The following is an 11,350-nucleotide window of genomic DNA, read 5'->3' on the forward strand; positions in this document are numbered from 1 at the left end:
TGGACCCGGGCGGGCCCGGGGCACCGGGGGCGCCGAGCGGCGAGCCGCCCACTGAGAACCCGCTCGAGCCGCCCAGCGAGGGCGCTGTCCTGCCGACGCAGCCGCCGTCGCTCAGCTGACCGGCCCGGAGCGGCCGCCGGCCGGTCCGGTCACCCGGTCGGCACCCGGTTCCGCACGACCGGCCGCCAATCGGCCTGGATGCACGTCCGGCGAACGCTCCGGATGCGGCCCCGGCTCGCGCCCCCTCCCGGCCCCACCGCGGTGCCCGGGGAGCGGGGCTGGGCCGGGACCGCCTCGCGCCCTGCGCAGGCCGACGGCCATGGGGCTGGGCGGACCCGCATCAGCTCCGCACCCAGCCCCCAGGCGCGCGGAACGCCCCTGTTCCCCGCGTAGTCCTCCGCAGAGGACGACCCTCTATGACATAGCGGCCCCCTCCTATGAGATAGAAACCGCCATCTATGAGATAGGGGCGTGTCATAGCGGATAGAATGCCCCTATGATCCAGACCCTCGAAGACCTCCAACTGGCGCTGGCGCAGATGGAGCTCCACAGGGGAGACACCCTGTCCCTGGAGGCGAAAACGTTCTCCGAGTACTCGGCCAACGCCCTCGGCCCCACGCTCAGCGCCTTCGCGAACCTGCCCGGCGGAGGATCGATCCTACTGGGGGTCTCGGAGAGCGACGGCGTTTCCGTCGTGGGCGTCGACGACGCGCACGCCCTCATCCAGAGCGCCGTCTCCCAGGCGCGCAACGGGTTCTCCACGGAGATCCGGGTCGAGGGCGGCGCGTTCACCATCGACGGCAGAACGGTCGCGGTCCTCAACGTCAGCGAGGCCCCGGTCAACGAGAAGCCCTGCCGTTGGAACAAGCGCAAGAAGTCCTACATCCGCCAGTACGACGGCGATTACGCGATGTCCCCCCAGGAGGAGCAGCAGCTCCTTCTGCGCCACGGCCGCCCCAGGGAGGACTCCAAACCGGTCGACGGCTCCAGCAGGGCGGACCTCAACGCCGACCTGGTCGCCGCCTTCACGTCCTCGGTCCGCCGCTCCACGTCCCGGATGGCCGATGTGGACGACGACGTGATCCTCTACCGCATGAACATCGTGATGGGCGACGGGAGGCTCACGACCGCCGGCCTGTACGCGCTGGGCGAGTACCCCCAGCGCCTGCTCCCGCATTTGACGCTGACGGCGGCCATCGAGGGGAGCGGCGGCGCACGGGCGGTCAACCGCCGGAACTTCGTCGGCCCGATCCCCGAGATCCTCGACGACGCCCTCGACTGGGTCATGCGGAACGTCGACTCGGCGCAGGTGGTGACCTCCGACGGCGTCGGGACCACGAACCCCTCCATGCCGGAGCTGGCCGTCCGCGAGGTCGTGACGAACGCGCTGGTCCACCGCGACCTCTCCGAGCCCGCCTCGGGCAAAGGGATCGACTTGCGCCTGGGGGACCGCGAGCTCCGGCTCACCAATCCGGGCGGCCTGTGGGGGGTCACCGTCGACCAGTTGGGCACGCAGAACAGCAAGTCCGCGGTCAACGAGTTCCTGTACACGATCTGCCAGAACGTGGAGTCCCGGCACGGCCGCGTCATCGAGGCCCTGGGCTCGGGCATCGCGGCCGCCCGCGACGCCCTGCGCGAAGCGGGCCTTCCCGAGCCCCGCTTCTTCGACAACGGCGTGTCCTTCACCGTCCTGTTCCCGTCGTCGTCGCTGCTGCCCGAATCGGATCTGGCGTGGCTGGGCTCCCTGGGCGCCAGCGGGTTGTCCCACCGCCAGTCGCGCGCGCTGGTGGACATGCGCCACGGGACCGTGTTCACGAACTCCGCTTACCGGGCGCGCTTCGGCGTCCCGGCCGACGAGGCGCGGGCCGATCTGGCGGACCTGGTGCGCCGGGGCCTGGCGGAGCGCTCCGGCGAGCGGAGGTGGGTGAAGTACCGCCTGCCGTCCCGCCTATGAGCGGATCCGAATAACGCGACCCGCGCCCTCCTACGCCAATGCGCGCAGCCAGGTCCGCGAGCTTGCCGACCCCCGCCCTGCTCCCGGCCCTGGCGGCTGCTCGCGCGGGGCCAGCCCGCTCCCGCCTCGGCCCCCCGCTGTCGGCCCGGCCCCGGCGGCTGCTCGCACGCACACACGCGCCCAGCCCACCCACGCCTCGGCCCCCTGCTGTCGGCCCGCCCCCGGCGGCTGCTCGCGCGGGGTCAGCCCCGTTCGTACTGGAGGCACAACGCTTTGAAGCGCTCGTCGAGCTCCGCGATCCTGGCCAGGGTATCGGCCAGCCGAGCACTGTCGTCCTCCATGCTGTTGAGGTGCGCCTGCCCGAACAGGTCGGCGATCCGTTCTTTCAGTTCCGCCCTTTCAGGGTCGTGTTCTTCGAGGAACCGGCCCATGTAGATGCTCCTGGCCGCAGCAAGGCGGAAACTGAAGAACTGGTGGATCTGCTTCTGCTGGCGGTTCATCCCGTTCTGCCTGATCGAGTCCGCGTACATCCGCATGACGCCCGATTCTCCCTGCTCGTACCGCTTCCGCATGACCAGGGAGGTCTCGTGGTAGATCTCCTCAGCATCCGGTTCCCTTGTGCGCGTGAAATCACCCCACATGGAGAAAGCGCCCCTCTTGTACGCGATCCCCTCCGCCGCCCACGCCCTGGCGAAGTCCTCGAGTCCCATTTCCATGCAGGGGAATCCCGCCGGATCGTGCAGGCGGACGCGCTCCTCGTGGAGGCCGGAGACGCAGACGAAATGATCAACCCCTTCCAGGTCCCGGCAGTTCGGGTTGTACGTCAGGTAGCCCATATCCAAGGGCCCCGCCACCACAGGGCCATTGGCCAGCATCCGCTGAAGCCTCTCCCAGGCGCCATCGGCGCTGGGCCCCTCCGCCTCTTCGACATAGAAGTCCTCGTATTCGAACCCGAGGATGCGCAGGCAGTTGCTGATGGAGGCATCCGGATGACCGTTGTCGAAGAAGACCAACGGGTGCTCCGCGTCGTTCTCCACGACGCTCGCGCCATTGCCCATCACCATCAGCGCCTCCAAATACTCGGGGCGGAAATGGAAACCGTATGAATCGAGTGCCATGGCCAAAGAATTGGTGTAGCACAACGAGACGTCTCCGAAGTACAGGTCCATGCCGCAGCCTCTCTTCCTATGCGCGCAATAGATCAATCTGCCTTTCAACGGCTCCCGGGCAGAGTACTCCGCAGAGGTGTGCTCGGCCGGCCGTCCACCATGAAGGATGGGCCGTTCGCGCCGGACGGAGAACCGTTCTCCTCCGATGCGCCATTCCGCGGGACCTCGTCCTCCTTCGTCCGCGGGAACCGCTCGCCATCACCATAGTGGTAATAAAATTTCCAGTCAACACTTCGCGCCCCCGTGTTATTCCCGGCTACTTTTCCCGAATTAATTTCCGGTCGTGGGGATGTTCGACGGCGGAAGATTCCCCGCCTCACCGACTCCTTGCCGGCCGGGCGCGCGGGCGCTGGTGGCACCAAGGCGGCCGAAGCCGGCACCAGGAGCGCACCGGCCGTGGGGGCGTCTTCCACAGCTACGCGGGATCCTCCAGATCCTCCTGGCCGGGCAGCCCTGGTGGAGTCATGTGTTGCGGAATGATCTTGCCAGAGAGGTGCCCAGCCGTCTGGCGCCCTCCTGACGGACCTCCACCGCAGAATGCGAGCCAGTTGGGGCGCTCACACGGCGCAGCACCGACCGCGGTGCCGGAGCTCTGTCGCTGAATGCGGGCGGTCGGGACTGCGCACGGGTCGTTTTGCAAGCAATGCCGCATTTTCAACGGGGAACCGCACCCGCGGGGCAGACGCCCGGGCCTTTTTACAAGCGAAGCGGAGTTTTCAAAGGGATACCGTCGCTTTGCAAGTGTTATAACGCTTGCAAAGTGTGGTAGCGCTGCGAAAGCGCGGTATCGCTGTGAAAACTGGGCCCGCCGCACCGGAACCGTCGTGGAAACAGCCCACAGCGCCGCACGCCCGGGCTCAGATGCCCACGGGCCAGGCGGTACCGCAGTGAAAACGGCCCCCGCCGCGCGCGTACCGCACCCTCCCGGCCGCCGCGGGTCGCATTGGGGCAGGTTAGCCGCATTGGAGCAGGTTAATCCACATTGGGGCAGGCTATTGACCTGCCCCAACGATCCGTTTCCTACCCCAATAGGCCATTACCTGCCCCAATGCGGACGCGCATCCGCCCACGGCCACTGGCGGACCGGCACCCAGGCCCATGCGCCCACGCTCCGCAACCACCGCCCCCAGGCCCACCCGCGCCTCCCCGGACACCCGAGGACGGGGTCAGGTCGTAGAGCGCCGACTGACCCACGCCCGCGCCTGCCCGGACACCTGGCCCGCTCACAGGCTGGCCGTACTCACGGCGGGGTCTGCATCCACCCCTCCCCGGACTCCTGCGAACCCGCTGATGATAACGATTGCATAACCGTTGTGCCGAAGCGCTTCCGGCGCGCAAGAGGCTGCCCGTATAGTGGACCTACCGCGCTGCTGCCCGGTGGCCCGCTGACCGCGCCGTCAGCGGCCGGAGTCCCACCTCGGACGGGCAGGAGCCGTGGCCTTCAGGCGGAGCGCCCGAGGGCTCAACACAGTGGTTGAGAATCAACGGAGGAGTTGACATGAAATCCCGAATCGCCGCGAGTGCAATCGTTTTCACATCGGCCATCGCGCTGTCGCTCGGAGCGTGCTCCGGCGGCGGCGGCACGCAGTCGGGCAAAGCGGGCGCAGGCGGGGGCAACTACACCATCGCCGTGGTCCCCAAGGACTCCACGAACCCCTGGTTCGTCCGCATGGAGACGGGCGTGCAGCGCTACGCCCAGGAGACCGGCATGAACGTCTTCCAGAAGGGCCCCGCCGAGACCGACGCGACCATGCAGGCGCAGGTCATCCAGGACCTCATCGCCCAGGGCGTTGACGCCCTCTGCGTCGTCCCCGTCGATCCCGGGGCGATCGAGCCCGTCCTCAAGCAGGCGATGGACGCCGGCATCACGGTGGTCACCCACGAGGGCGCCTCCCAGCAGAACACCATGTACGACATCGAGGCCTTCAACAACGCCGAGTACGGCGCCTTCATCATGGACAACCTGGCCGAGGCCATGGGCGAGGAGGGCACCTACACGACGATGGTCGGCCACGTCACCAACGCCTCCCACAACGAGTGGGCCGACGGGGCGGTGGCCCACCAGAAGGAGAAGTACCCGAACATGACGCTGCTGGAGGCCGAGCCCCGGGTCGAGTCGCAGGACAACTCGGAGACCGCCTACCAGACCGCCAAGGAGGTCCTCAAGAAGTACCCGGAGGTCAAGGGCATCCTGGGCACCTCCTCCTTCGACGCGCCCGGCACGGCGCGCGCCATCGACGAGCTGGGCCTCAAGGGCAAGGTCTTCACCGCCGGGACCGGCCTGCCCAACGCCAACAAGCAGATCCTCCAGGACGGGTCGGTCGCCTCGCTGACCCTGTGGGACCCCGCTGACGCCGGTTACGCGATGGCCTCGCTGGCCACGAAGATCCTCAACGGCGAGAAGATCGCGGACGGCGTGAACCTGGGCGTCACCGGCTACGAGAACATGCACTTCTCACCCGGGTCCGACAAGGTCCTCGAGGGCAACGGCTGGATCCAGATCAACAAGGACAACGTCGACTCCTTCGGCTTCTGATCCCACCACCACCCGGGGCCCGTTCCGCACCGCCCCGTCCCCCGCCCCGTGGCCCCATCGACGGGGCGGGGCCGGGCGCGGCGGGCCCCGCAGGCACCTAATTCGCGCGCCGGCGACCCCACCGGGCAGCCGCGGCGCACTGCGGGCTGAAAGGAAAGCAAATGGAAGCCCCATTGCTCACTGTGTCGAGCGTGAGCAAGTCCTTCAAAGGCGTCCACGCGCTGCAAGGCATCGACCTGGAGCTGGCTCCGGGCGAAATCCACTGCCTGGCGGGCGAGAACGGCTCGGGCAAGTCAACGCTCATCAAAGTCATCTCCGGGGTGCACGCCCCGGACTCGGGTTCGATCACGATCGACGGGATCACGTGGGACCGGCTCACGCCACTGGAGGCCATCGCCGCCGGCGTGCAGGTCATCTACCAGGACTTCTCCGTGTTCCCCAACCTCTCCGTCATGGAGAACCTGGCGCTGACCACGGAAGTGGCCGCCGGGCGCGCGCTGGTCAACTGGAAGCGCTTCCGCGCCATCGCCGAGCGCGCGGTGGCGACCATCGGCTTCAAGGTCGACCTGGACGCCAAGGTCGGGGACCTGTCGGTCGCGGACAAACAGCTGGTCGCCATCTGCCGCGCCCTCATCTCCGACGCGAGGGTGATCATCATGGACGAGCCGACCACGGCGCTCACGAAGAACGAGGTGGCCGCGCTCTTCCGCATCATCCTGGACCTGCGCGCCAGGGGCATCGCGATCCTCTTCGTGTCCCACAAGCTCGAGGAGGTCTTCGAGATCGCCGAGCGCTTCACCATCCTGCGCAACGGCCGGAAGATCATCACGTGCCCCAAGGAGGACCTCGACCGGCGCTCCTTCGCCAAGCACATGACCGGCAAGGAGTTCGACGAGACCCGTTTCGAGCCCACCGCGCTCAGCGACGAACCGGTTCTGGAGGTCGAGGGCCTCAGCGCCCCCGGTGCCTTCGAGGACGTCTCCTTCGAGCTGCGCCGCGGCGAGATCCTGGGGATCACCGGCCTGCTCGGCTCGGGCCGCACGGAGCTGGCGCTGGCGCTGTTCGGCGCCCACCCCACCCAGGCGGGCACCATCCGCGTGCAGGGCGACGAAGTGCGCCTGCGCAGCGTCAACGACGCCATCGACGCGGGCATCGCCTACGTGCCGGAGGACCGCCTCACCGAGGGGCTGTTCCTGTCGCGCTCCATCGGCGAGAACATCGTGATCTCGGAGCTGTCCGACTTCACCAACGCCCTGGGCGGAGTCAACAAGAGGGCCATCGCCGCCGAGCAGGCGCGCTGGGTGTCCGACCTCGAGATCGCCACGCCCGACCCCGGCAACGCCGTCAACACGCTGTCGGGCGGCAACCAGCAGAAGGTCGTCCTGGCCAAGTGGCTCGCCACCAAGCCCGACGTGCTGATACTCAACGGGCCCACCGTCGGCGTCGATATCGGCTCGAAGTTCACGATCCACTCGATCCTGCGCGAGCTGGCCGCGGACGGCATGGCGGTCATCATCATCTCCGACGACATCTCCGAGGTGCTCACGAACTGCTCGCGGGTCCTCATCATGCGCGGGGGCCAGCTGCGCGAGGCCGTGGACCCCGCCACGACCTCCGAGGCGCGCCTCGGGGAACTGCTGGCCGCCACCGACCCACAACCCGGATCCTCCGGGCCCGCCGACAACGCCGGCGCCGACCAACCCGAAGGAGGGCGATGATGGAGGCGTTGAAGAAGAAGGCGCTGCACGCCAACGAGTTCTGGGTGTTCCTGGTGGTCGTGGCCCTCGCGCTCATCATCCAAGTGCGCTCGGGCCAGTTCTTCACCGCGAACAACCTGGTGGACCTGGCGGGCGCGATGGTGGTCCCCGGCCTCTTCGCCGTGGCCGCCCACCTGGTCCTGGTCTCGGGGGGCATCGACGTGTCGTTCCCGGCCCTGGCCTCGTTGGCCGTGTACGCGACCACGCGCGTACTGGTCGACAACGGTTTCGACGGGCCCGTCATCGTGCCCTTCCTGATCGCCGCCGGGCTGGGCGCGCTGCTGGGCGCGTTCAACGGGATCTTCACCTCGCGGCTGACGGTGCCGACCCTGATCATCACGCTGGGCACGGCGAACGTGTTCAACGGGTTCATGCAGGGAGCCCTCAAGTCCGTGCAGATCAACACCATCCCCTCCTCGATGCAGTCCTTCGGGCAGGCGTCCCTCTTCGTCGCGCAGAACCGCGCCTCGGGCCTCCAGTCCGCCATGCCCGTGTCGTTCCTGCTGCTGGTCGCAGTGGTCGCGGCGGCGTTCTTCCTCACCCGGTACACGATGTTCGGGCGCGGAATCCTCGCGATCGGGGGCGACGAGGCGGCCGCCGCGCGCGCCGGGTTCTCCGTGGCCGGTACGAAGTTCTGGCTCTACGTGATCGTGGGGATCATCGCGGCCATGGCCGGCATGGTCCGCACGTGCTCGATGGGCCAGATGCACCCGACGAACCTGCTGGGCATGGAGATGATGGTCATCGCCGCCGTCGTGCTTGGCGGCACCGCGATCACGGGGGGCAAGGGCTCCTTGACCGGGGTCATGCTGGGCACCCTGCTCATCGTCATCGTTCAGAACTCGATGATCCTCACCGGCATCCCGACGATCTGGCAGAACTTCGCCCTGGGCCTGCTGATCATCGTCGGCACGGGGATCTCGGCCGTCCAGGTCGCCCGCTCCCGCGGGCGCACAGCGTAGGAGGAGACGCCCATGAACACGAAGACCCGTTCCACCAAGACGGGGGCTCTGCCCGCGTTCCTCACGCGGGACCCCTACATCACGCGCCTGGTCCTGGTGCTGGTGCTGCTGCTGGCGTTCTTCGCCATCGTCAAATCCGGCCCGTTCTTCGCGGTGCGCACCTGGCAGTCCATGGCCGTCCAGTTCCCCGAGTTCGGCCTGATGAGCCTGGGCGTCATGTTCACCATGTTCACAGCCGGCATCGACCTGTCGGCGGTGGCCATCGCCAATGTCACGTCGATCTGCGCGGCCCTGGCCCTGCGGGCCGTCCTGGAGGGGCAGCCCGCGGCCACCGCCCCGTCGATGGCGACGGCGACCGCGGTCGCCCTGGGGATCGCACTGGCCGTGGGCGCGCTGTGCGGCCTCGTCAACGGGGTCCTCATCGCCGTCGCCAAGATCCCGCCGATCCTGGCGACCCTGGGCACCCTGGAGCTCTTCGGCGGCATCGCCATCGTCCTCACCGACGGCAAACCCGTGTCCGGCGTCCCCGAGGCGTTCGGCGCGGTGTTCGCCTCGCGCGTAGGCGGGGTCGTCCCCATGCCCCTGGTGGTGTTCCTCGTGTGCGCCCTCGTCGCGGCCGCGATCCTGGGGCTCACGGGCTTCGGCACCAGGATCCTGCTGCTGGGCACCAACGAGAAGGCCGCCCGTTTCTCCGGCATGCGCGTGGCGAGCCTGCTGATCCGCACCTACATCCTGTCGGGCGTGATGGCCGCGATGGCCGGATTGGTCATGCTGGCGAACTACAATTCCGCGAAGTCCGACTACGGCGCCTCGTACACACTGCTCACCGTCCTCATCGTGGTGCTGGGCGGGGTGAACCCGAACGGCGGGTCGGGCCGCCTGTCGGGCGTGCTCTTCGCCATCGTCATGCTGCAGGTACTGTCCTCCGGCCTCAACATGTTCCCCAACATCTCCAACTTCTACAGGCCACTCATCTGGGGCGCGGTCCTGCTCTTCGTCATCTGCATGAACGAAGGGGCGTTCTCCGTGCGCCGCCTCATCGACGCCTCGCGGCGCCTCCTCAAGAAAGGAACACAACAATGAAGACCGTCCGATCCAAGAACGTCGTCGTGGGGGCAGACTTCGCGGGTTTCCCACTGAAGGAGGCCGTGAAGCGCCACCTGGAGGAGAGGGGGTGGACGGTGACGGATCTGACGCCCGTCCTCGAGGAGACCCCGATGTACCACCGCGTCGGCTTCTCCCTGGGCGCCCAGATCGCTGAGGGCCGCTTCGAGCGGGCCCTGGCGTTCTGCGGCACGGGCATGGGGATCCACATCGCCGCCTCGAAGGTGCCCCACGTGCACGCCGCCGTGTGCGAGTCCGTGCCCTCGGCCCGCCGGGCCTCCGCCGCGAACAACGCGAACCTGCTGGCGATGGGGGCGTTCTACGTGGCGCCCCGCACCGCGATGGCGATGGCGGACGCGTTCCTGGCCTCCGAGCTCGGCAGCGGCTACGAGGACTGGGAGGGCTTCTACGCCTACCACCGCATCGGCTACGACGAGTGCGAGAACTTCGACTACGAGGCCTACAAGGCCAACGGCTTCGAAGTGGTGGACCCGCAGACCGCCGAACTCGCCGAACAGCCCCGGGGCCTGGCCTACTGACCCCGCTCCGCCCCAGGGGCGCTGCTCGCCGAGCGCCCAGCCTCCCTGGGCCTGGAGCCGCTGGCCCCGGCCGTGCTCCAGTGCGATGGCACCGGCCGGACCCGCGCCCGCCCGCCCGGGCCCGTCACTCCCCGACGGCGCCCGGGCGGCGCCTCGTCGACTCCCTTTCCACCAGGGTCCCCTCGATATGGATCCTGCCCGTGGAGTCGTCGTCCCCCATCAGGATCGACACCCCCCGGTCGGCGATCGCGTCGAGCGGCTGGTGCAGGGTCGTGATCGTGGGGCGCATGAGCGCCGCGAACTGGATGTCGTCGAACCCTGTGACCTGGACGCGCTCGGGCACGGCGATGCCCCGGCCGCGCAGCGCCGTGATGGCGCCGATGGCCAGCAGGTCGTTGAGGCAGAGGAACGCGTCGGGCACCGCGCCCGAACGGTCGAGGACCCGGTTGACGGCGGCCCCCGCCTCGTCGACTGAGAAACTGCACTCGATGATGTCGTCGGGGTCCAGGCGCATCCCCAGCTCCTCCGCGACTGCGCGGGCGGCGCGGACACGGGTCACCGAGGAGACGTTGGAGCCCGTGTTCGACAGGAGCGCGATCCGCTCCACGCCCCGCTCGGCCAGGTGGTCGAGCAGGGTGCGGATGCCGTGCGGGTCGTCCACCCCCACCATCGGCACGTCCAGTTGGACGCCGCGGTCCAGTTGGACCGTGGGCACATGGGCGGCGGCGCGCTCCAGGGCGGGGGTCGAGTAGGTCTCGTGGCAGGGCGCGACGACGAGCCCGTCCACGGCGCCGCTCTCCAGGGAGCGGAGCAGGTGGTCCTCGTGGGCCACGGACATGCGCGCGTCCGCGAGCAGCAGATTGAGCCCTCGCTCGGCCAGGCAGTGCTCCACCTGGGCCACCAGCTCCATGAAGAACGGGTTCCCGATGGAGGGGACGACCATGCCGATGTGCCCCGTCGTGGACAGGCGCAGCGAGCGGGCGACGGGGTTGACCCGGTAGCCCAGGCGCCGCGCGACCTGCCGCACGTGGTCGCGGGTGTCGGCGCGGATCAGCTCCGACCCCTTCCCCAGGGCGCGCGAGGCGGTCGCCACCGACACCCCCGCTTCTCGGGCGACGTCGACGAGGCGGGGGCGGGGAGTCGGCTCCGGGGTCATGGTCCTAGTGTAGGTCGCGCCCTGGGCGGTCCGGACCGGTTCCCCGATTTCCCCTGTTCCGGAGAGGACGGTCGGGGGACTCGTCCCCTCATCCCCGTCCGTCGACGCCCCGGGTGGGTGTCCGTTCTCCATTTGGGTTTGGTTGTGTGTGGGGCGGGTGCGGGTTGTGTGGC

Annotated in this window: 8 protein-coding genes; 6 read left to right on the forward strand and 2 right to left on the reverse strand. The window is 68.7% G+C overall.

Annotated features, from left to right (window positions below; genetic code table 11):
- Positions 1-496 precede the first annotated feature (496 nt).
- Positions 497-1,954, forward strand: coding sequence for an ATP-binding protein (locus tag BH719_RS06275; protein WP_009743969.1), 1,458 nt, complete (start codon positions 497-499; stop codon positions 1,952-1,954).
- A 242-nt stretch (positions 1,955-2,196) separates the two neighbouring features.
- On the opposite strand, the gene BH719_RS06280 is transcribed toward BH719_RS06275, so the two are convergent.
- Positions 2,197-3,072: a BtrH N-terminal domain-containing protein gene (locus tag BH719_RS06280; protein ID WP_245683269.1), complete on the reverse strand. Its 876-nt coding sequence runs from the start codon at positions 3,070-3,072 to the stop codon at positions 2,197-2,199.
- A 1,549-nt stretch (positions 3,073-4,621) separates the two neighbouring features.
- Here BH719_RS06280 and BH719_RS06285 point away from each other — a divergent pair.
- From BH719_RS06285 to BH719_RS06305, 5 genes are all read left to right on the forward strand, one after another.
- On the forward strand, positions 4,622-5,659 hold the full coding sequence (locus BH719_RS06285; RefSeq protein WP_009743971.1) for an autoinducer 2 ABC transporter substrate-binding protein: 1,038 nt from the start codon (positions 4,622-4,624) through the stop codon (positions 5,657-5,659).
- Between the two features lie 161 nt (positions 5,660-5,820).
- Complete coding sequence (locus BH719_RS06290) at positions 5,821-7,377, forward strand: sugar ABC transporter ATP-binding protein (RefSeq protein WP_009743972.1); 1,557 nt, start codon at positions 5,821-5,823, stop codon at positions 7,375-7,377.
- On the forward strand, positions 7,374-8,378 hold the full coding sequence (locus BH719_RS06295; RefSeq protein WP_009743973.1) for an ABC transporter permease: 1,005 nt from the start codon (positions 7,374-7,376) through the stop codon (positions 8,376-8,378). Before BH719_RS06290 ends, BH719_RS06295 begins: the two co-directional genes overlap by 4 nt.
- 12 nt (positions 8,379-8,390) lie before the next feature.
- Positions 8,391-9,461, forward strand: coding sequence for an ABC transporter permease (locus tag BH719_RS06300; RefSeq protein ID WP_009743974.1), 1,071 nt, complete (start codon positions 8,391-8,393; stop codon positions 9,459-9,461).
- On the forward strand, positions 9,458-10,021 hold the full coding sequence (locus tag BH719_RS06305) for an RpiB/LacA/LacB family sugar-phosphate isomerase (protein ID WP_009743975.1): 564 nt from the start codon (positions 9,458-9,460) through the stop codon (positions 10,019-10,021). Before BH719_RS06300 ends, BH719_RS06305 begins: the two co-directional genes overlap by 4 nt.
- 124 nt (positions 10,022-10,145) lie before the next feature.
- Here BH719_RS06305 and BH719_RS06310 read toward each other — a convergent pair whose 3' ends face one another.
- Positions 10,146-11,177: a LacI family DNA-binding transcriptional regulator gene (locus BH719_RS06310; RefSeq protein WP_034255321.1), complete on the reverse strand. Its 1,032-nt coding sequence runs from the start codon at positions 11,175-11,177 to the stop codon at positions 10,146-10,148.
- Positions 11,178-11,350: the final 173 nt, after the last annotated feature.

The organism is Pauljensenia hongkongensis, assembly GCF_001746855.1.
Classification (GTDB): domain Bacteria; phylum Actinomycetota; class Actinomycetes; order Actinomycetales; family Actinomycetaceae; genus Pauljensenia; species Pauljensenia hongkongensis.

What these genes read in the sequence shown, in the direction of transcription:
- BH719_RS06305 (WP_009743975.1), top strand. Translation starts at nt 9,458, where the DNA reads ATGAAGACCGTCCGATCCAAGAACGTCGTCGTGGGGGCAGACTTCGCG.
- BH719_RS06280 (WP_245683269.1), bottom strand. Translation starts at nt 3,072, where the DNA reads ATGGCACTCGATTCATACGGTTTCCATTTCCGCCCCGAGTATTTGGAG.
- BH719_RS06300 (WP_009743974.1), top strand. Translation starts at nt 8,391, where the DNA reads ATGAACACGAAGACCCGTTCCACCAAGACGGGGGCTCTGCCCGCGTTC.
- BH719_RS06310 (WP_034255321.1), bottom strand. Translation starts at nt 11,177, where the DNA reads ATGACCCCGGAGCCGACTCCCCGCCCCCGCCTCGTCGACGTCGCCCGA.
- BH719_RS06275 (WP_009743969.1), top strand. Translation starts at nt 497, where the DNA reads ATGATCCAGACCCTCGAAGACCTCCAACTGGCGCTGGCGCAGATGGAG.
- BH719_RS06285 (WP_009743971.1), top strand. Translation starts at nt 4,622, where the DNA reads ATGAAATCCCGAATCGCCGCGAGTGCAATCGTTTTCACATCGGCCATC.
- BH719_RS06295 (WP_009743973.1), top strand. Translation starts at nt 7,374, where the DNA reads ATGATGGAGGCGTTGAAGAAGAAGGCGCTGCACGCCAACGAGTTCTGG.
- BH719_RS06290 (WP_009743972.1), top strand. Translation starts at nt 5,821, where the DNA reads ATGGAAGCCCCATTGCTCACTGTGTCGAGCGTGAGCAAGTCCTTCAAA.